General features: G+C 65.2%; 23 protein-coding genes and 4 tRNA genes. 12 read left to right on the top strand and 15 right to left on the bottom strand.

Annotated features, from left to right (window positions below; genetic code table 11):
- The gene (locus E4L98_RS22635) at positions 1-1710 is read right to left on the bottom strand and encodes a peptidoglycan DD-metalloendopeptidase family protein (protein WP_135203802.1); all 1710 of its coding nucleotides are present in this window, start codon (positions 1708-1710) and stop codon (positions 1-3) included.
- On the bottom strand, positions 1707-2087 hold the full coding sequence (locus E4L98_RS22640) for a BlaI/MecI/CopY family transcriptional regulator (protein ID WP_135203803.1): 381 nt from the start codon (positions 2085-2087) through the stop codon (positions 1707-1709). Before E4L98_RS22640 ends, E4L98_RS22635 begins: the two co-directional genes overlap by 4 nt.
- 281 nt (positions 2088-2368) lie before the next feature.
- Here E4L98_RS22640 and trhA point away from each other — a divergent pair, with 281 nt between their 5' ends.
- From trhA to E4L98_RS22675, 8 genes are all read left to right on the top strand, one after another.
- Entirely contained in the window at positions 2369-2986 is a 618-nt protein-coding gene (gene trhA, locus E4L98_RS22645) for a PAQR family membrane homeostasis protein TrhA (RefSeq protein WP_135203804.1), read from the top strand.
- 13 nt (positions 2987-2999) lie between these two features.
- Complete coding sequence (locus tag E4L98_RS22650) at positions 3000-3881, top strand: LysR family transcriptional regulator (protein WP_135203805.1); 882 nt, start codon at positions 3000-3002, stop codon at positions 3879-3881.
- 176 nt (positions 3882-4057) lie between these two features.
- Positions 4058-4216, top strand: coding sequence for a hypothetical protein (locus E4L98_RS30155; RefSeq protein WP_167761420.1), 159 nt, complete (start codon positions 4058-4060; stop codon positions 4214-4216).
- Between the two features lie 105 nt (positions 4217-4321).
- The gene (locus E4L98_RS22655) at positions 4322-4699 is read left to right on the top strand and encodes a LiaF transmembrane domain-containing protein (RefSeq protein WP_135203806.1); all 378 of its coding nucleotides are present in this window, start codon (positions 4322-4324) and stop codon (positions 4697-4699) included.
- Positions 4696-5409, top strand: coding sequence for a LiaI-LiaF-like domain-containing protein (locus tag E4L98_RS22660; RefSeq protein ID WP_135203807.1), 714 nt, complete (start codon positions 4696-4698; stop codon positions 5407-5409). Before E4L98_RS22655 ends, E4L98_RS22660 begins: the two co-directional genes overlap by 4 nt.
- Complete coding sequence (locus tag E4L98_RS22665) at positions 5409-6488, top strand: sensor histidine kinase (protein WP_135203808.1); 1080 nt, start codon at positions 5409-5411, stop codon at positions 6486-6488. The genes E4L98_RS22660 and E4L98_RS22665 overlap by 1 nt, the downstream gene beginning before the upstream one ends.
- A 3-nt stretch (positions 6489-6491) precedes the next feature.
- On the top strand, positions 6492-7223 hold the full coding sequence (locus E4L98_RS22670) for a LytR/AlgR family response regulator transcription factor (RefSeq protein WP_135203809.1): 732 nt from the start codon (positions 6492-6494) through the stop codon (positions 7221-7223).
- 9 nt (positions 7224-7232) lie between these two features.
- The gene (locus E4L98_RS22675) at positions 7233-7901 is read left to right on the top strand and encodes a hypothetical protein (protein ID WP_135203810.1); all 669 of its coding nucleotides are present in this window, start codon (positions 7233-7235) and stop codon (positions 7899-7901) included.
- A 3-nt stretch (positions 7902-7904) separates the two neighbouring features.
- On the opposite strand, the gene E4L98_RS22680 is transcribed toward E4L98_RS22675, so the two are convergent.
- The 8 genes from E4L98_RS22680 to E4L98_RS22715 form a co-directional block, all read right to left on the bottom strand.
- Positions 7905-8363 carry a nuclear transport factor 2 family protein gene (locus E4L98_RS22680; protein ID WP_135203811.1) on the bottom strand — a complete coding sequence of 153 codons (459 nt, stop codon included), beginning with the start codon at positions 8361-8363 and terminating at the stop codon, positions 7905-7907.
- A 49-nt stretch (positions 8364-8412) separates the two neighbouring features.
- Positions 8413-10812, bottom strand: coding sequence for a helicase C-terminal domain-containing protein (locus tag E4L98_RS22685; RefSeq protein WP_371857276.1), 2400 nt, complete (start codon positions 10810-10812; stop codon positions 8413-8415).
- Positions 10809-12449 (bottom strand): VRR-NUC domain-containing protein, encoded by a 1641-nt coding sequence (locus E4L98_RS22690; RefSeq protein WP_135203813.1) that lies wholly within the window; start codon positions 12447-12449, stop codon positions 10809-10811. Before E4L98_RS22690 ends, E4L98_RS22685 begins: the two co-directional genes overlap by 4 nt.
- Positions 12450-12530: 81 nt before the next feature.
- The gene (locus tag E4L98_RS22695; RefSeq protein ID WP_135203814.1) at positions 12531-13070 is read right to left on the bottom strand and encodes a phasin family protein; all 540 of its coding nucleotides are present in this window, start codon (positions 13068-13070) and stop codon (positions 12531-12533) included.
- A 69-nt stretch (positions 13071-13139) separates the two neighbouring features.
- A complete protein-coding gene (locus E4L98_RS22700) occupies positions 13140-13343 on the bottom strand; it encodes a hypothetical protein (protein ID WP_135203815.1) in 204 nt (67 codons plus the stop codon).
- A gap of 2 nt (positions 13344-13345) precedes the next feature.
- A complete protein-coding gene (locus E4L98_RS22705) occupies positions 13346-14503 on the bottom strand; it encodes a GGDEF domain-containing protein (protein ID WP_167761421.1) in 1158 nt (385 codons plus the stop codon).
- 87 nt (positions 14504-14590) lie between these two features.
- Positions 14591-16798, bottom strand: coding sequence for an ATP-binding protein (locus tag E4L98_RS22710; protein ID WP_135203816.1), 2208 nt, complete (start codon positions 16796-16798; stop codon positions 14591-14593).
- 70 nt (positions 16799-16868) lie between these two features.
- Positions 16869-17282, bottom strand: coding sequence for a winged helix-turn-helix transcriptional regulator (locus E4L98_RS22715; RefSeq protein WP_135203817.1), 414 nt, complete (start codon positions 17280-17282; stop codon positions 16869-16871).
- 97 nt (positions 17283-17379) lie between these two features.
- Here E4L98_RS22715 and E4L98_RS22720 point away from each other — a divergent pair, with 97 nt between their 5' ends.
- The gene (locus E4L98_RS22720; RefSeq protein ID WP_135203818.1) at positions 17380-18225 is read left to right on the top strand and encodes an SDR family oxidoreductase; all 846 of its coding nucleotides are present in this window, start codon (positions 17380-17382) and stop codon (positions 18223-18225) included.
- A gap of 3 nt (positions 18226-18228) precedes the next feature.
- Here E4L98_RS22720 and E4L98_RS22725 read toward each other — a convergent pair whose 3' ends face one another.
- Positions 18229-19146, bottom strand: a complete 918-nt coding sequence (locus E4L98_RS22725; protein ID WP_135203819.1) for an AraC family transcriptional regulator — start codon at positions 19144-19146, stop codon at positions 18229-18231.
- Positions 19147-19240: 94 nt separating this feature from the next.
- Here E4L98_RS22725 and E4L98_RS22730 point away from each other — a divergent pair, with 94 nt between their 5' ends.
- Complete coding sequence (locus E4L98_RS22730) at positions 19241-20272, top strand: SDR family oxidoreductase (protein WP_135203820.1); 1032 nt, start codon at positions 19241-19243, stop codon at positions 20270-20272.
- 76 nt (positions 20273-20348) lie between these two features.
- Here the strand turns inward: E4L98_RS22730 and E4L98_RS22735 are convergent.
- A tRNA-Leu gene (locus E4L98_RS22735) sits at positions 20349-20433 on the bottom strand.
- Between the two features lie 58 nt (positions 20434-20491).
- Positions 20492-20576, bottom strand: a tRNA-Leu gene (locus E4L98_RS22740).
- Positions 20577-20803: 227 nt separating this feature from the next.
- On the opposite strand from E4L98_RS22740, the gene E4L98_RS22745 reads away from it, so the two are divergent.
- Positions 20804-21514, top strand: coding sequence for a substrate-binding periplasmic protein (locus E4L98_RS22745; protein WP_167761422.1), 711 nt, complete (start codon positions 20804-20806; stop codon positions 21512-21514).
- Positions 21515-21551: 37 nt separating this feature from the next.
- Here E4L98_RS22745 and E4L98_RS22750 read toward each other — a convergent pair.
- A tRNA-Leu gene (locus E4L98_RS22750) sits at positions 21552-21636 on the bottom strand.
- 147 nt (positions 21637-21783) lie between these two features.
- Positions 21784-21868: transfer RNA gene (locus tag E4L98_RS22755), tRNA-Leu, on the bottom strand.
- 286 nt (positions 21869-22154) lie between these two features.
- On the opposite strand from E4L98_RS22755, the gene rnr reads away from it, so the two are divergent.
- A complete protein-coding gene (gene rnr / locus E4L98_RS22760) occupies positions 22155-24644 on the top strand; it encodes a ribonuclease R (RefSeq protein WP_135203822.1) in 2490 nt (829 codons plus the stop codon).
- Positions 24645-24650: the final 6 nt, after the last annotated feature.

The raw sequence follows: 24650 nt of genomic DNA on the forward strand, positions 1-24650 counted from the left end.
TTAATCTTTCGTGGGCGGTTGTTGGCGGCGCGCCTTGAGCGCACGCGGCGTCGCATGGGCGTCGAGGTTGGCGAACAGGGGCGCGGGATCGACGATCCTGCCGTTGCGGCGCACTTCGAAATGCAGGTGCGGACCGGTGGCGAAGCCGCTGGCGCCGGTCCTGCCGATCAGTTGTCCCGCGTGGACGCGCTGGCCAGGCTGCACGCTCACGCCGTCCAGATGGGCGTACAGGGAACTTTGCGCGCCGTGGTCGATGATCACGGCAGTGCCGTAACGTCCGTCGTTCTCCGCAATCGGGCCGGCGGCGGTGATGATGCCGTCGGCGGTGGCATAGGCCGGCGTGCCCTTGGCGGCCGCAAAATCGATGCCTTTGTGAGGCGTCGGCAGCACGCTGCGCATGACGCCGAAAAAGCCGGTCACGCGGACCTGGGCCAGTGGCAGGCGCCAGGGCTCAGCCGCGCTGGCCGCCGCGGGCGCCGCAGTTGCCTCCGAAGCCATCGATACAGCTGCCGGCGCGAGCGACGGTAGCGGATTTGCCGCCAGCGCTGGCGCCGACGATGATGCAGGCGCCGCGGTCACTGGTGGCACGCTGAACGCGAGCGCTGGTTGCAGTGCGACGCCCGCCGCCAGCACCAGCGTTAGGACGAGGGCGGCGGTGCAACCGGCGGCGATGCTGGGCATGGGCAAACCATCATGCTGCATCTGGCGGATGCGCGCAGCGACGGTGGCGCCACCGAAGGCTGCTGCGGCGGCGGGCGCCATGACGGTCCATTGGCGCAACAGCGACAGGGCATATTGTTTGCGCTCCTGCTGCGGGCGTCCGGCCAGCACCTGCTGGTCGCACTGCAGTTCCAGCGCCCATTCCATTTGTCGCGCCATCCAGCGCAGCGGAGCGTTGAACCAGAACACCGTCTGCAAGGTGGCGGCAACGGCCAGCCACAGGGGATCGCGCACGCGCCAGTGATGCAGTTCGTGCGCGACGATCATCTGCTGCTGCGCCTCGCTCAGCGCATCGAGGTGGGCCGGCAGCAGCAAGACCGGGCGACGTACGCCGATCAGCATGGGCGAGACGGCGGCGTCGGTGCGCAGCACGCGCAATCCGCGCCGGGAGATGCGGCGGCGTTGAGCAGGCGTGAAGCCGGCATGCGCCCGCAGTTCCGCCTCGGTCAGCGGCCGCGCGCCGGCCAGCAGATCGCGCCATAGCCGACGGGCACGCAGCCGGCGCCACATGACGCCAGTCAGGCCGATGCCATACACCGGCAGCCAGACCCCGGCCGCCAATGCAACCAGGCTGGAGACGATCCGCGGCCAGGCGCTGCCGCCGGGGCGCCGTCCCTGCTGCGTGGCGGCGCCTGTATCGCTGACGGCAGCCGTGGCGGGTGCCCGGCCGGCGTCGGCGTCGCTGACCGCGTCGCTGACAGTGGCGCGGTGCTCGTTGCTGTCAAATGCCGGCGCGAACGATGCCGTGGATGCCGCAGCTGCGGCAGACCCGCTGCTATGCGTGGCGACCGGCAGGAGCGGCAGCAGGGCGGCGATGGCGACCGTGCCTTGCGCGGCGAGCCAGAGCTTGCGGCTGGTCCGCAGCGCCGGCCACATGCGCACGACGCCGTGCAGCAGCAGCCACACCAGCAAGCCGGCGGCCAGGCTGCCCGCGCAGGCCAGCAGCCATTTGGCCGCCAGCGGCATCGCCCAGGGCGCCAGCGGCATCATGCCTCGTCCGCAGGCCAGTCCTGCAGCATTTGCTCCAGCTGCGCCAGCTCCTGGCGATCGACCAACTTGCTGCCGGTGAACATCGTCACCGGCAATGGCGCATCGATCTCCATCACGCGGCGGCCGAAATCGTGGGCGAAGGCCGCCAGCGTGCCGACCTTCTCCAGCAGCGCGCTGTAGACATTCACGCCATGCACCACCTGTACGCCGACCATCTGCTTTTCCAGCATCCGGTCCAGCGTCTTGCGGGTGGACGAGAACGACCAGGCCAGCTCGGCGGCGGCGGCGTCGTGGATCTCGCGCGCGCTCAGCGGCTGCTGCTTCCACAACACTTTCAGCAAGGTCAGCTCGCTGACCGATGGAATTGGAACCGACATAAATCACCTCTCATGCGACGAATGGGATCATTGTGCGACAGATGTCGCAATCGCGTCAAGCCCAGTTATCTCCATTTGTAACATTGCTTTAAATAAATTCTAAATATGCTACGATAGCATTTTTGCTAATTAGCAAAAAATGTATGGTTGCAGGAAGCAGGACCGAAAGTAGCGCGCCGCAGGGTAGCGGTTTGAAACCGGCGGCGGTCAGCGGCCGAGCGCTATACAATGCTTGTGGCCGCAGCTATCGGAGCCGCAGCCACCTCTGCATTGGAAAAACCATGTATTACGGCGAGCGGTTCAACAGCATCACGCATACCGTCGGCGCGGCCCTGGCGGCTGTCGGCGGCACCTTGCTGATCGTCCAGGCGGCCCGCAGCGGCGATGCCTGGAAGGTGGTCAGCTGCAGCATCTATGCCGTCACCCTGCTGGCGCTGTACCTGACGTCCACGCTGTATCACAGCCTGCGCGGCCGGGCCAAGGACGTGCTGCGGCAACTGGATTACTGCGCCATCTACCTGCTGATCGCCGGCAGCTATACGCCGTTCACGCTGGTCAGCCTGCGCGGCCCCTGGGGCTGGTCGCTGTTCGGCGTGGTGTGGGGGCTGGCGGTGATCGGCATTCTGCAAGAACTCTTGTTTGCCAAGGGCGCGCGCGTGCTGTCGCTGCTGATTTACGTGGCGATGGGATGGGTGGGCGTGATCGGCGCCAGTCCGCTGATCGACGCGCTGGGCTGGAGCGGTTTCGGGTGGCTGGCGACGGGTGGCCTGGTCTACACAGTGGGCATCGCCTTCTTCGTCACCGATCATAAATGGCGCTACGGACACGGCGTCTGGCATTTGTTTGTACTGGGTGGCAGCGCCTGTCATTTTGGCGCCGTGCTGCTCTACGTGGCGTAAGGATGGAACACGCGTGGATATCAACTCGGACGATTTAAAGACCTTCATTACCGTGATCGACAGCGGCACCCTGAGCGCCGCTTCGGTGCATCTGGGGCAGACCACTTCGGGCGTCAGCCGCGCGCTGTCGCGCCTGGAGGACAAGCTCGCCACCTCGCTGCTGACGCGCACCACGCGCCGCATGGAACTGACCGAGGAAGGCCAGCTGTTCCTGGAGAAGGCGCGCGCCATCCTCGGGGCGATGGAGGAGGCCGAGGAAACCATCCGCATCCGCCGCCAGAAGCCGGCCGGCCGCTTGTGCGTGGACGCCGCCTCGCCATTCATGCTGCACTGCGTGGTGCCGCACGTGGCCGAATTCCGCGCCTTGTACCCGGAAATCCGCCTGGAACTGAGCAGCAACGACCAGATCGCCGACCTGATCGAACACCGCACCGACATCGCCATCCGCATTGGCGCACTGACCGATTCGACCCTGCATGCGCGCGCGCTGACTTCCAGCCCGCTGTACGTGCTGGCCAGCCCCGGCTACCTGGAACGCCACGGCACGCCGCAGACGCCGGCCGATCTGGCGCGCCATTCGCTGCTGGGCTTCGTGCAGTACGAACCGGGCAACCAGTGGCCGCTGCGCCACGCCGATGGCAATACCTGGCCAGTGACGCCGTCGATCTCGGCTTCCAGCGGCGAGACCCTGCGCCAGCTGGCGCTGGAAGGACAGGGCATCGTCTGCCTGGCCGATTTCATGACCCGCGCCGACATTGCGGCCGGCCGCCTGGTGAAAATCCTCGAAGCCGACTATACCGGCTATCGCCAGCAAATCCACGCCGTCTACTACCGCAATACCCAGCTGGCGCAGCGTATCAGCTGCTTCCTGGAGTTTTTGCAGCAGAAACTGTAGGAATGGGCCTGCAAGGCAGTGTGCGTCGGCGTACAGAGGTCAACCCTGTACGGGCATACACTGGCCTTGCGTGCTTGGAGCAGAACGCAGAAAAACGCAAAAAGCTCAGCAGCAGGTAAGCCGGTGGCCTCGAGCACCGGCACGAATTCCGATGTTGACGCCTTATGGAGGTCACCATGACGCAGACCACTCATCCTTCCAAGTACCTGGTGCGCGCTTACATGGAGCGCCGCTCCCAGGAAGTGAAGCCGCCTCCTACGCCCGACGAAATCCGCCGCCAGCTCGGCTGGGGCCTGATGCTGTTCGAGCAAAAGGTCGGCAACGGCCGCAATTGACCGCTTCGCCGTTCACCGGTACTTTTCCGCCGTTCGCCGAATAGCGGTTTCCCCGCCTGCAGTTCCCCGGTATTGTTATATCCATACCGACTTGGGGGACTAAACATGAACGTTGAAACTGCTTATCGCTGGCGCTCGCAGCTGGTCTGGGGCCTGGCGCTGATGGCCGCCGGCATCATCGTCCTGCTGGTGCAGGCAGACGTGCTGGATCTGGACCTGGATCCTGCGCATTTCTGGCGCTACTGGCCCTGGCTGGTGGTCGTCAGCGGCCTCACCAAAATCATCCCGCCCACCAATTCGCGCCATTTCACCAATGGCCTGTGGGAGATTTTCTTCGCCGGCTGGTGGTACATCTCCTTCAACCACATCTGGGGCCTGGGCTTCGGTCAGACCTGGCCGGCGCTGCTGGTGGCCTGGGGCCTGGGCATGATGCTGCGGCCGCTGCTGGATAACATCTTCGCCGCCACCCGGGAGCAGCCATGAGAACCCGCCGCGACCGCAACCCGGCCGTGCAGATGATGATCGGCGTCTGCATCATCGTGGTCGGCATGCTGTTCCTGCTCGATAACCTGGGCTGGCTCGATCTCGATCTGCGCCTGCACGTGCTGCCGACGATCCTGATCGTGTGCGGCGTGCTGAAACTGGTCCAGACCCGCAACGGCGCCGGCATGATCGTCGGCGGCGCCCTGATCTTCTTCGGCGGCATGCTGTGGTTGAAGGAAGCCGGCCTGATCTATTTCGGCTGGAGCACCGTCTGGCCGCTGGCGATGATCATCGCCGGCGCCGCCGCCGTGTACAAGGCCAGCACCGGGCGCAAGGCGTTCGATAGTGTCGGCAACAGCGTCTCGCTGGAAAAGGGCGCCGAGGACTCGGTGGTGGAAGTCACCGCCATCATGGGCGGCTACAAGAGCCGCATGATCACCCAGGACTTCCGCGGCGGCGAGATCACCGCCATCATGGGCGGCTGCGACCTCGATCTGCGCCAGGCATCGATCAACGGCGACGCGGTGCTGAATGTGTTCGCCATGTTCGGCGGCATCACCATCAAGGTGCCGGTCGACTGGACCGTGGTGATTCAGGGGACACCGGTCATGGGCGGCTTCGACGAGAAGACCGTGCCGCCGGGGGCGTCGAACAAGCGGCTGATCGTGCGCGGCTACGCCATCATGGGCGGCGTCGAACTGCGCAACTGATGGAGGACATCGTCACGCCCCGGCGCGGCGGGGTGGTCTACCTGCTGGCGTGGCTGTTTCTCGGCTGTGCGCTGGGCAGCGTGATCACCCTGACCAGCGACACGCCGCTGATCAACGCCATGCTGTTCGCCATCCCCATGCATCTGCTGTATGCGTTTGCGGCGGGCTACTCGGCTTACTACCTGTGCCGCGCCTTTCCGCTGGGCGGCCGCCGCGCCGGTTCCATCCTGCTGGTGATGACGGTGGCGGCGGTGGTGTCGGGCTTCCTGTGGCTGCTGATGGGCTCCGTGTGGAATGCGTTGTGCCTGCTGCCCGGCGTGAAGTGGTCCGGGATGGTGATCACGCCGCAGCTGTCCGCATTGATCGTCGGACTGGGCATGCTGCTGTACGGCTTCGCGGCGGCGGTGCATTACCTGGTGACCGAGTTCGTGCGCGCCAAGAACGCCGAACAGCGCGAGCTGCAATCGATGCTGATGGCGCAGGAAGCGGAATTGCGCATGTTGCGCACCCAGATCGATCCGCATTTTCTGTTCAACAGCCTGAATTCGATCAGCGCGCTGACCTCGATGGACCCCAAGGCGGCGCGGCGCATGACGCTGGAGCTGGCCAGCTTCTTCCGCCAGAGCCTGGGCATGGAGGCGCACAAGAAAGTGACGCTGGGCGAAGAGATGGTGTTGATACGCCACTTCCTGGCGATCGAACAGGTGCGCTTCGGCGAGCGGTTGCGCGTGCAGGAGTCCATCAGCGCGGAGGCGGCGGCTTGCCTGGTGCCGCCGATGATCATCCAGCCGCTGGTGGAAAACGCCGTCAAGCATGGCATCTGCAATCTGCCAGATGGCGGCATCATCCGCATCAGCGCGCACCGTGCGGGTTCGGTACTGCAGATCAGTGTCGTCAACCCGGTGGACGAGGATATGTCGGCCGTCCGCAGCGATGGCCATGGCATAGGATTGACCAACGTGCGCCAGCGTTTATCCGGCGCCTATAAACACGAAGCCGGCATCCACTGGGGCCGGCGCGAGGACAGCTTCGGCGTGGACATCACCATGCCCGCGCAGACGGGCGAAGAAGGGGAGTAGGGTATGCGTATCATCATCGTGGACGATGAAATGCTGGCGCGCGGCGTGGTGCGCGAATATCTGGCCGCGCACGCGGACGTGGAGGTGGTGGCAGAATGCGCCAACGGCTTCGAGGCCGTGAAGGCCATCACCGAGCTGGCACCGGACCTGGTGTTCCTGGATATCCAGATGCCCAAGCTGGATGGCTTCGAAGTGGCGGAACTGGCCGGCAGCAAGACACGCTACATCTTCGCCACGGCCTACGACCAGTATGCGATCAGGGCGTTCGAATTCCACGCGCTCGATTATCTGCTGAAGCCCTTCAGCCAGCAGCGCTTCGACCAGGCCTTGGCGCATGCGCGCGCAAATTCGGGCAAGGGCGGCGACGTCGTGGCGCAGATGGTGCGCGAGGCGTCCACCCGCCACAAGCCGCTGGGCCGGGTGCTGATACGCGATGGCGCCAAGGTCCACGTGATCAGCGCCGACAAGATCGAACACATCGAGGCGCAGGACGACTATGTGCAGATCCGCTCGGAGGGCAAGTCTTATCTGAAGAATCAGCGGCTGGCGGAGCTGGAGGAACAGCTGGACGGCGAACAGTTCCTGCGCATCCACCGCTCGTGGATCGTCAACATCGCCTTTGTCGAACGCATCGAACAGGCCACCAAGGACAGCCATGTGGCTATACTCAGGGATGGTAGCCGGGTGCCGGTCAGCCGCAGCGGCTATCAAAGGATCCGTACTGTCATCCAATAGGAGGTGCATATGTCTGCAAAAGCTGCATGGGCGGGAGTGGTGTTGTCCGCGTTGACCTCGGTGGTATGGGCGCAGGCGACTTCGCGGCCCTGCGACGCCGCTGTCTCCGAAGATAAGCCTGGGCCGGCGTGCCTGATGTCGCATCAGGCAATCGGCAAGCTGGCGGCGGACGTAGTGTACTGGCGGCTCTATACCTACCCCGATGTCGCGGCGGCGCAGCGCGACCGGCCGGAACAGGGGACGGTGGTCGAAGCATTCGGCAAGGTATGGCTGTTCACCGTCGGCGCGCCGGCGCTGGGACCGGGGCCGGGCGGTCAGCACGTGGCGGACGTGGGGCCGATCGCCGTCGAGCGGGACACGCTGTATGACGCGGAATTTCTCAAGTCGACTTTCAGCGTCGGCATGACGGCGCCGATCCACGTGCATTCCGGGCCGGAGGCGTTCTACGCCGTCAGCGGCGGCACCTGCCTCGAAACGCCGGACGGCGCGCAGGTCGGCCGCGGGCCGGGCAACAGCCTGGTGGTGCGGCGCGGCCCACCCATGCTGCTGATGGCGATCGGGCCGGAGCCGCGCCAGGGTTTCGCCCTCATCCTGCACGACAAGGCCATGCCGCCGACCACGCTGGTGCGCAACTGGAGCCCGCAGGGACTGTGCCAGAAAGAGCTTTCCGGGCATTGAGCACTACTGGTTGGGGCGGTGCCCATAGCTGAGGGCACGCGTGACCTGCCAGACGTCGTCTTTGTAGCGCCACACCATGGTGAATTCGGCGATGCCCTCGCATTTGCCGCTGCCGGACTGACAGAACACGTGCGAGCCGGTGGTGATGGCGCCGAAGTCCTTGACCGGTATCACCTTCAGACTGCCCGGCACCAGTCGGCGGCTGTAATGGCCGCACACATATTTTGCGGTGTTGGCGATCATGGCGTCGCGCGTCCAGGTGACGCCGCCGTTATCGTGATAGAACTCGATTGCGGCATCGAAGTAGCTGGCGTACTTGTCCAGCTCCCCCGGTTTGTCGCATTGGTTGAAAGCGTCAAACATCTCGGTATCGATGCGCGACAGCGTGGCGCTGAGCGTGGCATCGTCGGCGGCGTACGCGGTGGCGGACAGCGCGCATAACAGCAAAACCAGTTGCTTCATCGGTGGCTCCATCAGGTGGCGGGAATTGCCATCCTACGCCAGCTGCCGCTCAGGCCCGCAGTTTTTCCGACGAATCGCCTGCCGGGTGGGGCGAATGGCGTTCTACGCGCCACCAGCGGGGCATCAGTTCCTGGATCTCGGGCCGGCCGAAGCGGTCGTCGATCAGGTAGACGGTGCCGCGGTCGGTCTGGGTACGGATCACGCGTCCCGCCGCCTGCACCACTTTCTGCATGCCAGGATAGGTGTAGGTGTAGTCGTAACCGGCGCCGAAGATAGTCTCCATGCGCTGGCGTATCTGTTCGTTGACGGGATTGATCTGCGGTAGCCCCAGTGTGGCGACGAAGGCGCCGATCAGGCGCGCGCCGGGCAAATCCACGCCTTCGCCGAACGAGCCGCCCAGCACGGCGAAGCCTATGCCTTCGCTGTCCGGCGTGAAGCGGTCGAGGAATTGCGCGCGCTCCGCCTCGTCCATGCGGCGCGACTGGCGCCACACCGGCACTTGCGGATACAGCTCGCTGAACTGGTTGGCCGCCTTCTCCATGTAATCGAAGCTGCTGAAGAAGGCCAGGTAATTGCCGCACTGCCGCTGGTACTGTTGGCCCATCAGCTCCGCGATCGGCCGCAGCGACTGCTGGCGGTGCTGGTAGCGCGTGGAGATGTGGCCCGCCACCTGCACCGACAGCTGCTCGGCCACGAACGGCGATTCCACGTCGACCCAGGCGGTGGTCTCGGGCATGCCCAGCATGTCGCCGAAGTAGTTCCAGGGACTGAGCGTGGCCGAAAACAGCGCCGTGGTGTGGGTGCTTTCAAAGCGCGGCTTCAAGTACGGCGCGGGCACGATGTTGCGGATGCAGAGCACCGAATTGCTGTTGCTGGCGCGCGCGCCCTGCGCCTTTTCGACGTCGAACAAGGCGTGGTCGCCGAAGCTTTCCGCCAGCCGCGCGAACATCAGCGCGTTGAAGTAGAAGCTTTGCAGGTCCGGCTCCACATAGCCGGGATGATCGACCATGTAGTCGGCGATGGCGGTGGCTGCAGTCTGCAGCGCGCCCATGAACTTGTCCGGCAGCGCGCTGTAGGACTGGTATTCAGCCTGCTGGTCCTTCTCCAGCTGGTTCCACTGCTTGTGCACGCGGTCCAGCGGTTTTTTCAGTTCGTCCGGCACGATCTTGCGCAGCAGGCGCAGGCTGTCATGCTCCATGTCGGCCGAATACATCTTGCGCGCGCGTGACACCATGTTGTGCGCCTCGTCCACCAGCACGTTGACTTTCCAGTCGTTGAGCTGCGTGAGGCTGTGCAGCATGGCGCTGATGTCGAAGTAGTAGTTGTAATCGCCGACCACAATGTCGCACCAGCGCGCCATTTCGCTGCTCAGGTAATACGGACAGACGTCGTGGGCGAGAGCGATGGCGCGCAGCGTGTCGCGGTCCAGGGACAGCGGCACGGCGCTTGCCGGCGCGCCGCTGTCCGCACCCGCGCGCGTGTCCGCGGCTGCGTTCGCGCCGGCTGACGGCGCCATCACCGCCAGCGCCGACGCGCGCGCGGCCGGCAGGCGGTCGTAGAATCCCTTGGCCAGCGGGCAGGACTCACCGTGGCAAGCCTTGTCCGGATTGACGCAGGCGGTGCTCTTGGCCGCCAGCTCCAGCGTGCGCAGGGGCAGCAGCGGCGCGCCTGCGCGGATGATGTCCACCGCGTCGAGCGCCATTTGCCGGCCCGAGGTCTTCGCGGCCAGGAAAAACACCTTGTCGACTTCATGCTCCGCGCAAGCCTTCAGCATCGGGAACAGGCTGCCGACGGACTTGCCGATGCCGGTCGGCGCCTGCGCCAGCAGGCACACCTTGCGATTGCTGGCGCGGTACATCGCTTCCGCCAGCTGGCGTTGACCGGGACGGAAATCGCCGTACGGGAAGCGCATCGCCCTCAGCTGCGCGTCGCGTTCGGCGCGGTGCGCCATCTCCTGCTGCGCCCATTGCAGGAACAGGGTGCACTGCTGCTCGAAATAAGCCTGCAGGCCGCCGGCCGTATGGTCCTCGTGCAGCACGGTTTCCTTCTGGCTGCCGATGTCGAAATAAACCAGCGCAAGGCGGATCTTGTCGAGCTGCCGGTCCCGGCACATCAGATGACCGTAGATCTTCACCTGCGCCCAGTGCAGCGCGCGCTGGTTGTCCGGCATCTTCTCCAAATCGCCGCGGTAGGTTTTGACTTCCTCCAGACGGTTGGCGCGGACGTCGTAACCGTCGGCGCGGCCGCGCACGTGCAGCGGGCCGAAGTCGCCGGACAGCGCCACTTCGGTCTGATAATCGTCATCGCGGCGCGAAGCCACCACCGCATGGCCGGCGATGCCTTCCTGCGCGGTCGGCGAGGGCGTGAAGCGCAGATCCAGGTCGCCGGTCTTGGCGGTGAATTCGCACAGCGCGCGGACGGCGATCGTGTATTTGGAGAACTGCGTCATGCCGCCCATTGCAGATAACAGACCGAGACTGGCATCTGATGCTGGGCGCAGTATTCGATCCAGCGCAGCTGATTGTCCTGCAGGCGGTCGCCCGGGCCTTTTACTTCGATCATGTTGTAGCGGCGTTCGGCCGGCCAGAACTGGATCAGGTCGGGGAAGCCGCTGCGGTTGGCCTTGATGTCGAGCAGGATGCGCTCGAACGCGCGCTTCAGGTGCAGCGGCGGAATGCAGTCCAGCGCCAGGCCGAGCAGATCGTCGTCGATCGCCTCCCAGTACAGGAAGGGCGACTGGATGCCGTACTTGGCGGCGTAGTTGTCCAGGATCGTCTGACGATACAGATCGCCGTCCAGCTGCGACAGCGCGGCGTGGAACTGCTGCGCGCGGCGGCGCTGGAAATCGGCGCTGTGCAAATCGGCCGGGCCGCGATGATAGGGGTGGAAGAACGCCCCCGGTATCGGCGAGAACACCGCATCCCAGCACAGCAGGCCGAACAGCGAATTGATCAGCGCGTTCTCGACGTAATAGACTGGCGCGTCTTCGCGGCTGAGATGATCACGCACCACGAATTCGACGTAATTGGCTTCTTCCGGCGCCGGCAGGCTGAGGTCGATACGCGCGGCCTGGGCGGCCGTCACCGGCGCCGGCTTGGCCTGGCCCAGCTTGCGCGCCAGGCGTGGCGCCATGCGCAGCAGCTGCTGGCGTTCGGCCTCGCTTTCCGGCGCCAGCATGGCGCTGTGCAGCAGCTCGAACGCCTCGCGCGGCTGTTCGTTCTTCTCCAGCACGCGGATGGCGCGGGCGCGGGCGCCGGGATAATGGCATTCGGCGTAAAGGGCGTAGGCGGCGGGCCAGTCGGCCAGACGCTCGACGTGCTGGGCGATGCTGAACACCAGCTTGTCGCGGCGGCTGCGCAGCCACTCGTTATCGGGCGAGCAGGGCGGCAGGGCGGCAATGATCTCGGCCGGCGCCGCGCCCTCGGCAAAGCGTTCGTGGCAATCGTGCAGTGCGAGGAAATCGTCGATATCGCGGCGCGAACGGAATCCGCGCGCGGCCGGCGAAAATTCCACCTTCTCATACTGGTAAATGCCGAGGTCGGACAGCACGAATTCGGTCCAGTCCTGGCGATAATTGCCGAAGAAGATAAGGCGCAGGCGGTCGCACAGCGCCTGCGTCAGGTTGCGGTAGCAGTGATCGCCCGATTCCGCATACCAGCCGGAAAAGCGGTGCTCGCCGTCATATTCCTCGCGCAGCGCCGCCAGCTGCTCGGCCTTGCGCAGGTGCCTGATGTGCGGCCCCAGGTGAAAGGCCCGGGCGATTTCCGGCTTTTGCAGCAGCTCGAACAATTCGTCCAGGCACAGCGTGGGATCTTCCTCGATCAGGCCGCACTCGGCCAGCGGACGGGCGGCCTCGTGCGTGCTGCCGATTTCCGCATACACCAGCTTACTGGCGCGAAACACCGTGCCTTTGCGCATCACCATGCGCACGAACAGCGCGCGCGAGGCTTGGGGCAGACTGGGGAAGGAGGTCAGGAAATCGCGCTCGTCCGGGTTCAGCAGGTCATCGTAGCGCTCGGCTATCCACGCCAGCACCTGGTGAAAGTTCTCCAGGTAATAGAACGGATTTTCAAGGACTTTGATCATTGCAGCGGGACGGACGGCGATTAACTGTATTTCCGTACAGTGTATCGCGTCCGTCCGCGCTTGCAAAGCAAAATAGCGGCGTTATTTCGCTTTCTGGCCGACCAGCGAGTTGGCCTTGGCGATTTCGGCTTCGACCGCCTGGATTGCCTGCTTGGTGGCCTGGTTGACCTGCTCGTAACCGGCAAAGGCGTTGTCGATCGCGGTTTTGACGATCTGCACCGCGTTCTCCGAACCGGGCCGTACGTTTTTGGTGACGTCGTGGATCAGCGCGCTCAGGTTGTTTTTGGCTTCGGTCATGTGCGCCTCGGCCGCCTGGGTGAATTCGTTGCGGATCTCCGCGATGATGCCGCCCAGCTGCTGGTTGTAGGCGGCCGCCCCGGCCACGCCCGGCTGGATCTTGTCGGCGGCGACCTGGATCGCGGCCTTGGCGTCCGCCGCCTGGCTCATTTCCTTACCGGTGGCCAGCCCCTCTTCAACCTGCGATCTGGCGGTGGCCATGTTGAGCGCCAGTACCTGCTCGACACCCTGGATGGTCTTGCTGGTCAGCGTGTTGAACGTCTCCAGCTGGAAGTCGAACAGCAGCTTGGTGGCGTTGGCGAATTGCTCCGGGTTCGTAAACATACAGTCTCCTCATCGGTATGGTGGGATGCGACGTGCAGCAACTCCTTATTATTAACTTCTTGTAATTAATTATCTTCTAACGATCAGGTTTTCGCAATGGGGGTCCTTGAACGGGCCATAAGCCTTTTCCCAGCCGTCACCCAGCGGCGTTTGCGAGCAGACCAGCTGGCCGTCGACCTTGCTGCGCCATTTCCACCAAGGCGCCGGCGCGGCGGTCAGGTTCACGCAGCAGAGGGCCAGCAGCAGGGCGGATGCGTATGTTAATCGTTTCATGTTCATGCCAATTGTCTGGTGCAGACGCGATTGCGGCCGCCGTTTTTCGCAGCGTACAGCAAATCGTCGGCGGCTGCGATCATGTTGAGGTGGGCGTCGTGCCCGGCGCTGGCAAAATCGATGCTGGCCACGCCGAAGCTGGCGGTGATGCTGATGCGCTGGTCCTCGTGTTCGACCACGGTCGCTTCCAGCTGCTGGCGCAGGCGCTCGGCCAGCAGCTCGCCGCCGGCGAGGTCGGTTTCCGGCAGGATCAGCAGGAATTCCTCGCCGCCGTAGCGCACCACGCTGTCGATGCTGTCGCGGGTCATGGACAGCAGCAGCGCGGCAAAGCGCTGCAGCACCGCGTCGCCGCCGTGGTGGCCGTAGGTATCGTTGACGGCCTTGAAATGGTCGAGGTCGCACATGATGACCGTCAGGCTCAGCCGGTAGCGCTGGGCGCGCGAGATTTCGGTTTCCAACAGCTGTTCGTGCAGGTAGCGGCGGTTGTAGCAGCCGGTCAGCGGATCGCGGATGGACAGGTTTTTCAGCACGATCTGGGCGCTGAATTCGACCCGCCACAGCATCTGGTAGCGCCGCGCCGCCACGTAGCCGAACAGGTTGCCGAGCAGTAGCAGCGCCGCCATGGTGGCCAGTTCCGCCGTCGGCAGGCCGCCCAGGCGCCACGCCAGCAGGATGAACAGCAGCGTCGACAGGGCGGCGATCGCCGCCGCGTACAGCAGCCGGTTGGGGATGTAGATGTAGATGACGATGATGACGATGGACATCGAAATCGCGTGCAGCGAGAATTCCGCCGGCCGCAGCGCGGCGATCAGCAGGAAGCCGGCCGCGCCGGCCACTTCGACGATATTCGCCGCCACCCGGGTGAACGGGATGGCGTTCGGCCGCCGCTCCAGCATCGCCAGGCAGACCAGCACCACCCCGGCCACCAGCAGCCGCGCGCCGATCAGCAGGCCGGTCTTGAGGCTGTAGCCGACCCAGATCACGTCGGTCAGCGCGAAACACAGGTAGAACAAGGAGCAGAACAGAAAGGTCACGCGCAGTTGCGCCTGCGTCATGGCCAGATGGTGGCGCAGGAATTCCTGCTCGATGGCCGGATCGCAAAATTCGCAGCGCAAGGGCGCCACCTTGATGGTTCTGGACGGGTCGGGATTGGGGACCATGTCAGCGTGTCTCCGCTAGCGGCCGGCTGTTTGCCGGTCTGATACCAACAATTATACGACCGCAACATTTGCGGCGCGGAGAAAAACTTACAGGGGGGCGACGCGCGGCAGGCGCAACATGAAGCTGGCGCCCTGGCCTGGCGTGCTGGCCGCCTCGATGCGGCCGCCCAGCACGCCGGTGATGATGTTGTGGGTAATATACAACCCCAGGCCCGAACCGCCGGCGCCGAGACGGGTGGTGAAGAACGGATCGTAGATGCGCGGCAGGTGCTTGGCCGCGATGCCGGCGCCGGTGTCGCTGAGAGTGATGGCAATTTCGCCGTTGCCGCTGTCGTGGGCGGACAGCGTGATGCTGCCGCGGCCGTCGCGCGGCCGCTCGTCGAAACCGTGCACCAGGCTGTTTTCGATCAGGTGTTGCAGCGCCTGGGTCAGCGGGCCGGGATAGCTGTCCATTTCCAGCCAGTGGTCGACATCCTCGATCAGTTCCAGGCCGCGCCGGCGCACCTCGGCCTGCACCGCCGCCAGCAGTTCGGCCACCAGGTCGCCCAGCACGAATCGGCTGCGCTGGCTGCCGCCGCCATCGACGGCGATGCGTTTGAAGCTGGTCATCAGCGCCACCGCGCGGTTCAGGTTGCGCAACACCACCTCGTCGGCCGCGACAGCCTGCTGCAGATAGGTTTCCAGTTCGGAGCGCCGCAGGCCGGCCTCCAGCCCGCGGTGCAGCGCGGCGGTGCGCTCGCTCATGCTGCTGGCCATGACCAGGCTGTTGCTGATCGGCGTGCTCAGTTCGTGCGCGACGCCGGCCACCAGCGCGCCCAGCGCGGCCAGCTTGTCGCGCCGCACCAGTTCATCCTGGGTCATGCTGAGGTTGTCCAGCGCGGTCGTCAATTCCTCGTTGGCGTGTTCGGCGTCCTCCTTGGCGGCGCGCAGCTCGGCGGTGCGGGCCGAAACCAGTTCTTCCAGATGTTCGCGGTGGCGCTGCAATTCCTTTTCGCGTCGCGTATGGGCGATGGCGATGCCGGCCAGATGGGTGGCGGCGCCGATCAAACGACGGTCTTCCTCGTCCGGCGTGCGCACTTCCTTGTAGTACATCGCGAACGAGCCCAACACCGTGTCCTGGTCCAGCAAAATCGGCATCGACCAGCAGGCGCGCAGGCCGTAGTGGGCGGCGGCGTTGCGGTAGGGCGCCCACAGCGGATCGTTGAGGATGTCGCTGACGATCACGGTCTCCCTGCGGAACATGGCGGTGCCGCAGGAACCCGCCGCCGGGCCGATCGGCAGGCCGTTCAGCGCCGCCAGGTAAGCCGGCGGCATGCTGGGGCCGGTGGCGGCCTGTACCGTGACGCCGTCCGGATTCAGCAGCATGACGGTGCAATAGCCGCCATCCAGCTGGCCTTCGATCAGGCGCACCAGCTTGTCCAGGGTGTCGGCCAGCGGCGCGCCGCGCGCGATCATTTCCAGCAGCGCGTTCTTGCCGTCGCGCAGGGCCGTGGCCAGCTTGCGCGCGGTGATGTCGACGATGCGCACGTGCATCAGCCGGTGCTCGGCGGTGGTCAGCGGCACCATGCGCAGCTCGCCGGCGATGGCGCGGCCCGAGCTGTGGCGCATCTCCAGCTCGAACATCTGGATGTCGCCGGCCATGATGCGCTCCAGCAGGGTGTCCAGCACCTGCCCGCTGGGCTGGCCGTCCGGTTGCAGTGGCGGGCACAGCTGCAGCAAATCGGTTTGCAGCAGTTCGGTTTCGGTCATGCCGAACAACTGGCGCGCGCGGCGGTTGACGTCCAGCACGCGGTTGTTGCCGCGTTGCAATAGCATGATGGCGTCCGGCGAGCCGGCCAGCATGGTGTGGTAATTGACCTCCAGCGTGGCCATGGTCGGCATGCCGGCCAGCACCGGCGCGGGGCGGATCACTTGCAGCTGCAGCAAGACTTTTTCGGCCAGGTCTTCGCTATCGAAGCTGAGCGGCAGATAGGCGGCCGCGCCGGCGGCGCCGGCCAGCGCGCGCTCGTCTTCGTCGGGATGGGCGGACAGCAGGAATACCGGCAGCGGCCGCGCGCTGGCGTGCCGCAGGCGCGGACACAGCTCCAGGCTGGCGCTGCCGGCCAGCGCGACGTCGAGCAGCACCAGCGCCACGTGGCCTTCGCGCACGGCGGCCAGCGCCGCATCGCCGCGGCTGACCGCGCGCACCTCGAAATGATGGCGCGCCAGCAGCCGCCGCAAGGGATCCGCATCGTAGGCCGCGCCGGCGACAAGCAGGATGGTTTGCGGCTGATCGGAAGAGAACGGCGGCATCATGTCTGACTGGCTCAGCTCCGCAGTGCGGCGTGCAGTCAGTGTATTACAAGATGATCGGCAACGGGCGGCGTTATGCGGCGTTCAGTGCGGCGGCGTCCTGCGCCTGTTTGATCAGCGGGAAATTCTCCTCGATCCAGTCGACCAGCACTTCCAGCCGCTCGGCAGCCTGACGGCCCAGCGGCGTCAGGCTGTACTCGACGTGCGGCGGCACCACCTGGTGGGCCACGCGCAAGACCAGGCCGTCGTGGACGAGGGCGTCCAGCGTCTGGGCCAGCATCTTTTCGCTGACGCCGCCGACCGCGCGCCGCAGTTCGCTGAAGCGGTGGGTGCGCTCCAGCAGCATCACCAGCACCAGCACGCCCCAGCGGCTGGTGATGTGGCCGAGCACGGCGCGCGACGGGCAATCGGCCAGCATCACCTGGCCGCGGCGCGCTTCCTCGTTGCGCGCGGCGATGGCGGCGCGCAGGGTCTTGCTGTCCTTCATGGCGAACTCCCGGGATACTTACTAATTTGTACGTACTTACAAATCGTAAGTATAGCCGATATGATGGCCCCACTCATTCAAACCCAAGGAGAACTCCATGATTATCGTTACCGCCGCTACCGGCCAGCTGGGCCGCCTGGTGATTGCCCGGCTGCTCGCCACCACGCCCGCATCGCAGATCGTGGCCGCCGTGCGCGATCCGGCCAAGGCGGCCGACCTGGCGGCGCAAGGCGTGCAGGTGCGCCGCGCCGACTACAACGATCCGGCCTCGCTGGACGCCGCCTTCGCGGGCGCGAGCAAAGTGCTGCTGATCTCGTCCAATGACCTGGGCAACCGTGTCACACAGCACCGCAACGCCATTGACGCGGCCGTGCGCGCCAAGGTCGGCCTGCTGGCCTACACCAGCGTGCTGCATGCCGACCATTCCACCCTGGGCTTGGCGGCGGAGCACCGCGCCACCGAGGAAGCGGTGCGCGCTTCCGGTCTGGCGTATACGCTACTGCGCAACGGGTGGTACATGGAAAATTATACCGGCAGCTTGGGCGCCGCGGTGGCGCATGGCGCGCTGGCCGGCGGCGCGGGCGAGGGCCGCATCGCGGCGGCGGCGCGCGCTGACTACGCGGAGGCGGCGGCCAGGGTACTGACCAGCGCGGCGCCGGAACCGGTGTATGAGCTGGCCGGCGATACGGCGTTCACGCTGGCCGAGCTGGCGGCGGAAGTCTCGCGCCAGACCGGCAAGCATATCCCGTTCCACGACCTGCCGCAGCAGGCGTACCGCGACCTGCTGGTCAACGTCGGCCTGCCGGTGCCGCTCGCCGAGCTGGTGGCCGATTCCGATGCGCAGGCGGCGAGGGGCGCACTGTTCGACGACAGCGGGGTGCTCGGCAAGTTGATCGGTCACAAGACGACGACACTGCCGGACGCGGTCAAGGCGGCGCTGTGATCATCAGGTCGCGCCGGCTTGGCGGTACGCGCGTGGCGACAGCCCGGTCACGCGCTTGAAGGCGTTGCTGAACGCGCTCTCCGAGGTATAGCCCAGTGCGCCGGCAATCAGCGCCACGGGCCGGTTTTCCTCGCGCAGCGCCCGTTCCGCCAGGCGCATGCGCCATTGTGTCAGGTAGGTCAGCGGCGCCACGCCGGCCGTTGCCGTGAAATGGGCGGCGAACGTGGTGCGCGACATGGCGCAGGCCGCCGCCAGGTCCTCCAGTCGCCATGCGCGGCCGGGTTCGGCGTGCATCAGCCGCAGCGCCGGCGCGATGCGCGGATGGGCCAGCGCGCGCAGCCAGCCGGACGGCATTGGCGCGCCCGACCGCAAGTGGGCGCGCAGGATCTGGATGAACAGCAGCTGCGTCAACTGGGCGGACGCCAGCTGCGTGCCGGGCTGTTGCGTCGCCTTCTCGTCCACCAGTTGGTCCAGCAGCAGGCCGAACACCCTGGCGTGCGGCGTGTCGGCGCGGATCTGTATCCATGGCGGCAGCACATCCGCCAGCAGCCGCCCGCGCACCGGATCCAGCTCCACATGGCCGCCGATCTGCGTGAATTCGCCGCCGTCGCCCAGCTGCACGGTGCTGCGGCCGGCGCCGGAAAACAGCGCGTGCGCATCCAGCGCGGCCAGACCCGGGGCGCTGCACATCACGAACGAACGCGGCACCGCCAGCAGTCCGACATCGCCGGCGCTGAACTGCAGCGGTGCCGGTTCGCCGTCCAGGTGCACCCAGCAGCGGCCCTTCACCACGGCGAAGAACTTGATTTTGTCGCGCGCGGGAAAGTGCAGCGCCCAGTCGCCGCCGGCGCTGAAGCCGCCGGTCACCACCGGTTCGGCATTGGCCAGCTTGAGAATATCGGAAAAGGGATCGTTACTCATATCGGGATGATTGCGCAAGTAATTCGCATTTTAGAGCATTCATCATCCGAATGTCTGCCTTACCATGGCGAGCTGACATCACCATGGAGCACACATGAACGAACAACTTGTACTGGTCACCGGTGGCACCGGCTTTATCGCGCAGCACTGTATGCTGGCACTGTTGAACGCCGGCTACCGCGTGCGCGCCACCGTCCGCTCGTTGGCGCGCGAAGCCGAGGTGCGCGCCAACCTCAGAGCCGGCGGCGTCGACGCCGGCGTCCGCCTGTCCTTCGTCGCCGCGGAGCTGGAAAGCGATAGCGGCTGGGCGCGCGCCGCAGCGGGCTGCGCCTACGTGCTGCATGGCGCCTCGCCCACGCCCTCGGGCGATCAGGTCAGCGAGGACGCGTGGGTGCGTCCCGCCGTGGACGGCAACTTGCGCGTGCTGCGCGCGGCGCGCGACGCCGGCGTGAAGCGCGTGGTGCTGACCTCCGCCTTCGGTGCGATCGGCGTCGGCCACGCGCCGAAGCTCCGTCCGTTCAACGAGAGCGACTGGAGCAATCTGGACGCGCCCCTCTGGCCTTACCAGCGTTCCAAGACCTTGGCCGAGCGCGCCGCCTGGGATTTCGTGGCAGGCGAGGGCGACGGCCTGGAACTCAGCGCGATCAATCCGGTCACGGTGCTGGGCCCGGCGCTGGGGGCGGATTATTCGCATTCGATCCGGCTGATCCGCAACATGTTGGTGGGCATGCCCGGCTGCCCGAAAGTGAATACCTGCGTGGTGGACGTGCGCGACGTGGCCGACCTGCACCTGCGCGCCATGCGCGACCCGGCGGCCAAAGGCGAGCGCTTCCTCGCCACCGCCGGCGACAGCCTGTGGATGATCGACATCGCCCGCGTGCTGCGCGAACACCTCGGCGCGGCCGCCGGCCGCGTACCGACGCGGACGTTGCCGAATTGGATGGTGCGCCTGGCCGCGCTGCGCAATCCCGCGCTGCGCGGCATGGTGCCGCTGCTGGGTGTGAACCTGAACGCCTCCGGCGACAAGGCGCGGCGCGTGCTGGGCTGGTCGCCGCGCTCCCGCGAGGAGGCCATCCTGGCGTCTGCGGACAGCCTGATTCGTCTCGGCCTGCTGGCGCACCACTGAGCTCGTGCAGGGAGCGGCGGCCGAAATGAAAAAAGCCGCAGACTCGTTAAAGTCTGCGGCTTTTTTGCGGAATTCTTGGTGCCCACGGAGGGACTCGAACCCCCACACCTTGCGGCACATGGACCTGAACCATGCGCGTCTACCAATTCCGCCACGTGGGCATTGCATCATCACAGTATGTTCAAACTCGGCCGGCTTGCGCTGGCTTTGCGGAATTTTTGGTGCCCACGGAGGGACTCGAACCCCCACACCTCGCGGCACATGGACCTGAACCATGCGCGTCTACCAATTCCGCCACGTGGGCACTGATACTGTTTTGCTGCTTTTCTCTGCTGCGTTGTTTGCGTCAGAGGCCAGCATCTTACGGGAGGGGTGATACCTCGTCAAGGGTCAAATGCTGCTTTCCTGAAATAATTTCATTTTCGGTCATCGGACGCGTGACAACGAGTTGCAGCATAATAGCGCTTTCCCATGTTCGAACGCTGCGCCATGTCTGTCTCTTGCCGCGTGCTGGTTGCGGCTGGCGCGCTTTTGCTGCCCCTTGCCGCCCGCGCGGCCGACACCATCACGCTGACCAGTGGCGAATGGCAGCCGTACATTTCCGAGAAGCTGCCGCATTACGGTCCGCTGACCCGCATCATCACCGAAGCCTTCGCCCTCGAAGGCGTGCAGGTGCGTTATGTCTTCCGTCCCTGGAACCGGGCGTTCATCGAAGGCGACAGCGGTGGCGCCAACGGCACCATCTTGTGGAGCGAGTCCGGGCCTGGCCTGGCGGGTGAGCGCGAGCGCCGCTACCACTACAGCGACGTGGTGTTCGAGGGCCAGTCGGTGTTTTTCCATCTGAAGCGTTATCCGTTCCGCTGGACCAGCTTCGACCGGCTGGCCGGCGTGCGCATGGGCGGCACCGCCGGCTACGACTATCTGTTCGCCGGCCACAAGGACATCACCATCGACCGCACCGCGCCCAGCGACGAGCTGAACTTCCGCAAGCTGGCGGCGGGGCGCTTCGACGTATTCCCGGCGGATCTGAATGCGGGCCGCGAAATCATGCGCACCACGCTGACGCCGGAGCAGGCGGCTTTGATCACCTGGGACCCGCGCCCGTTCAACACCACGCGCTACCATCTGCTGCTGAACAGGCGCGGCGGCGACAATGAGCGCTATCTGGCGCTGTTCAACCGGGGATTGAAGAAGCTGAAGGACAGCGGCAAATACGCAGAATATTTGCAGACGCTGAAATGAAAAAAGCTTCCCGAAGGAAGCTTTTTCACGGAATTTTTGGTGCCCACGGAGGGACTCGAACCCCCACACCTCGCGGCACATGGACCTGAACCATGCGCGTCTACCAATTCCGCCACGTGGGCATAGTACTGCTTGCTGATTTTCTGTCGCCGTTGATTGCGTCAGAGGCCAGCATCTTACGGGACAGGCAACACGCCGTCAAGGGCGGGCGACTTGTTTTTTGCAACAAATAAAAAAGCCTCCCGGAGGAGGCTTTTCTACGGAATTTTTGGTGCCCACGGAGGGACTCGAACCCCCACACCTCGCGGCACATGGACCTGAACCATGCGCGTCTACCAATTCCGCCACGTGGGCAACGATACTGCTGAACAACTCTGCTATTATATCGACCGGGAGAGTTTCGCGCCAGATGAACTTTGACATTCCTTACTGCACATCCACCCTGTCTTGCAGATCCCGCCGCTTGCGCTGCGAGAGACCAGAATTATAGAGGATTCCCGCGCGATGTCAAATGCCCACCATAAATTATTTTGGGCCGTCCCCGATTCCGGCATGAATTAGTCAAGCCAGGCGTTTCCAAGTACACTACGCCTGTCGTCATGCCATATATATGCTAAACACTGAAAAAATAAGAAAACTTTTGAACCAAGCTACTTATACCATTCCCAGCCGGGAGGAAATTCTCGGCATCTTCCGCAGCGCCAAAGGCCCGTTAGACCTGCGCGCCCTGTCGAAATCGCTGAAAGTCGGCACCGAGGCGCAGGCGATCCTGTCGCGCCGTCTGAACGCGATGCAGCGCGACGGCCAGATCGTCATCGATGACAGCGGTCAGTACACGCTGGCCAGTGAGACCGGCTTCATCGCCGGCCGCGTCAGCAGCCACCGCGACGGCTTCGGCTTCGTGATCCCGGACGAACCGGGCGAAGACCTGTTCCTGCCAGAGAAGGAAATGCAGAAAGTGCTGCATGGCGACCGCGTGCTGGCCAAGATCGTCGGCGTCGACCGCCGCGGCCGCGCCGAAGGCACCATCGTCGAAGTCACGCAGCGCGCCAACACCCACATCATCGGCCGCCTGCTGAACGAAAACGGCGCCTGGATCGTGGCGCCGGAAGACCAGCGCATGCAACAGGACGTGCTGGTGGAAGGATCGATCGGCAAGGCCAAGAGCGGCCAGATCGTCAGCGTCGAGCTGACCGAGCAGCCGATGCGCTTCAAGCAGCCGGTCGGCAAGATCGTGGAAGTGCTGGGCTCGCTGGACGATCCCGGCATGGAAATCGAAATCGCCGTGCGCAAGTTCGGCGTGCCGCACATCTTCTCCGACGCCGCGCTGCGCCAGGCCAACAAGCTGCCCGACCACGTGCGCGAAAGCGACTGGGGCGAGCGCGTCGACCTGCGCGACGTGCCGCTGGTGACCATCGACGGTGAAGACGCGCGCGACTTCGACGACGCGGTCTACTGCGAACCGGTCAAGATCGGCCGCAGCAAGGGATACCGCCTGATCGTCGCGATTGCCGACGTCAGCCACTACGTCAAGCCGAACGACGCGCTCGATGCCGACGCGCTTCAGCGCAGCACCTCGGTGTACTTCCCGCGCCGCGTGATCCCGATGCTGCCGGAAAAGCTGTCCAACGGCCTGTGCTCGCTGAATCCGGCGGTTGACCGCCTGACCCTGGTGTGCGACGCGGTGGTCACCGCCGCCGGCGAGATCAAGGCCTACCAGTTCTATCCGGCCGTGATCCACTCGGCCGCGCGCCTGACCTACACCGAGGTGGCCGACATCCTCGGCAACACCAAGGGGCCGGAGGCGGCGCGCCGTCCGGGCATCGTGCCGCACCTGCTGAACCTGTTCGACGTGTTCCAGGCGCTGCTGAAGGCGCGCACCGCGCGCGGCGCGATCGACTTCGAGACCACCGAGACCTACATCGTCTGCAACCCGAACGGCAAGATCGAAAAGATCATCCCGCGTACGCGCAACGACGCGCACCGCCTGATCGAAGAGTGCATGCTGACCGCCAACGTCTGCGCGGCCGACCTGCTGATCCGCCACAAGCATCCGGGCACCTACCGCATCCACGCCAGCCCGACGGTGGAAAAGCTGAAGCAGGTGCGCACCTTCCTCAAGCAGGTGGGCCTGGACCTGGCCGGCGGCGACAAGCCGGCCGCGGCCGACTACGCCGCGCTGATGAAGCAGATCAAGGAACGTCCGGACGCGTCGCTGCTGCAGACCATGCTGCTGCGCTCGATGCAGCAGGCGGTCTACTCGCCGGACAACATCGGCCACTTCGGCCTGGCGTACGAGGCGTATGCCCACTTCACCAGCCCGATCCGCCGCTATCCGGACCTGCTGACCCACCGCGCCATCAAGGCGATTTTGCTGGGCAAGAAGTACGAGCCCAAGGTGTCCGACACCAGCGTGCTGAACACCAATGTCTCCAACGCCACCCGCAAGCAGCAGGCCAAGGACAAGGCCGAGGGCAAGGAAAAGAAAGCCGAGGACCTGACCGTGTGGGATGCGCTGGGCGTGCACTGCTCGGCCAACGAACGCCGCGCCGACGAAGCCTCGCGCGACGTCGAAGCCTGGCTCAAGTGCTACTACATGCAGGACAAGCTGGGCGAGGAATACACCGGCATCATTACCGGCGTGACCACCTTCGGCATCTTCGTGCAGCTGAACGAGCTGTTCATCGAAGGGCTGGTGCACGTGACCGATCTGGGCCAGGATTACTTCCAGTACGACGAGGCGCGCCATGAGCTGAAAGGCGAACGCAGCGGCAAGCGTTTCCAGCTGACCGACCAGGTCAATGTGCAGGTGGTGCGGGTGGACCTGGAGTCGCGCAAGATCGACCTGCGCCTGGCCACCGGCGAAGCATTTGTAGCGCCGACGGAAACGCCATCGAAATCCGCGCGCGGCGGCAAGACCAACATCAAGCCGGTCAGCAAGGCGCCGGCGGTGGAGCCGTCCAGGCCGGCGCGCAAGGGACCGAGCATCAAGGCGCTGCCGCCAGCGGCTGCCCAGCCCGCCGCCAAACCGAAATCGGCCGGCAAGGCCACCAAGGCCGCTGCCGCCCCCAAGGCGGCGGCCAAACCCAGAGCAGCCAAAGCTGCCCCTAAAAGTAAGAAGAAGCGATAAATGAGC

The sequence above is a fragment of the Duganella callida genome (genome assembly GCF_004614165.1).
Lineage (GTDB): Bacteria > Pseudomonadota > Gammaproteobacteria > Burkholderiales > Burkholderiaceae_D > Rugamonas > Rugamonas callida.

Bases quoted from the DNA above. Each gene is read 5' to 3' on its own strand.
- E4L98_RS22725 (WP_135203819.1), bottom strand. From the start codon at position 19,146: ATGAGTAACGATCCCTTTTCCGATATTCTCAAGCTGGCCAATGCCGAA.
- E4L98_RS22635 (WP_135203802.1), bottom strand. From the start codon at position 1,710: ATGATGCCGCTGGCGCCCTGGGCGATGCCGCTGGCGGCCAAATGGCTG.
- E4L98_RS22700 (WP_135203815.1), bottom strand. From the start codon at position 13,343: ATGAAACGATTAACATACGCATCCGCCCTGCTGCTGGCCCTCTGCTGC.
- trhA (WP_135203804.1), top strand. From the start codon at position 2,369: ATGTATTACGGCGAGCGGTTCAACAGCATCACGCATACCGTCGGCGCG.
- E4L98_RS22670 (WP_135203809.1), top strand. From the start codon at position 6,492: ATGCGTATCATCATCGTGGACGATGAAATGCTGGCGCGCGGCGTGGTG.
- E4L98_RS22710 (WP_135203816.1), bottom strand. From the start codon at position 16,798: ATGATGCCGCCGTTCTCTTCCGATCAGCCGCAAACCATCCTGCTTGTC.
- E4L98_RS22695 (WP_135203814.1), bottom strand. From the start codon at position 13,070: ATGTTTACGAACCCGGAGCAATTCGCCAACGCCACCAAGCTGCTGTTC.
- E4L98_RS22680 (WP_135203811.1), bottom strand. From the start codon at position 8,363: ATGAAGCAACTGGTTTTGCTGTTATGCGCGCTGTCCGCCACCGCGTAC.
- E4L98_RS22660 (WP_135203807.1), top strand. From the start codon at position 4,696: ATGAGAACCCGCCGCGACCGCAACCCGGCCGTGCAGATGATGATCGGC.
- E4L98_RS22690 (WP_135203813.1), bottom strand. From the start codon at position 12,449: ATGATCAAAGTCCTTGAAAATCCGTTCTATTACCTGGAGAACTTTCAC.
- E4L98_RS22675 (WP_135203810.1), top strand. From the start codon at position 7,233: ATGTCTGCAAAAGCTGCATGGGCGGGAGTGGTGTTGTCCGCGTTGACC.
- E4L98_RS30155 (WP_167761420.1), top strand. From the start codon at position 4,058: ATGACGCAGACCACTCATCCTTCCAAGTACCTGGTGCGCGCTTACATG.
- E4L98_RS22665 (WP_135203808.1), top strand. From the start codon at position 5,409: ATGGAGGACATCGTCACGCCCCGGCGCGGCGGGGTGGTCTACCTGCTG.
- E4L98_RS22715 (WP_135203817.1), bottom strand. From the start codon at position 17,282: ATGAAGGACAGCAAGACCCTGCGCGCCGCCATCGCCGCGCGCAACGAG.
- E4L98_RS22655 (WP_135203806.1), top strand. From the start codon at position 4,322: ATGAACGTTGAAACTGCTTATCGCTGGCGCTCGCAGCTGGTCTGGGGC.
- E4L98_RS22730 (WP_135203820.1), top strand. From the start codon at position 19,241: ATGAACGAACAACTTGTACTGGTCACCGGTGGCACCGGCTTTATCGCG.
- E4L98_RS22640 (WP_135203803.1), bottom strand. From the start codon at position 2,087: ATGTCGGTTCCAATTCCATCGGTCAGCGAGCTGACCTTGCTGAAAGTG.
- E4L98_RS22705 (WP_167761421.1), bottom strand. From the start codon at position 14,503: ATGGTCCCCAATCCCGACCCGTCCAGAACCATCAAGGTGGCGCCCTTG.
- E4L98_RS22685 (WP_371857276.1), bottom strand. From the start codon at position 10,812: ATGACGCAGTTCTCCAAATACACGATCGCCGTCCGCGCGCTGTGCGAA.
- E4L98_RS22720 (WP_135203818.1), top strand. From the start codon at position 17,380: ATGATTATCGTTACCGCCGCTACCGGCCAGCTGGGCCGCCTGGTGATT.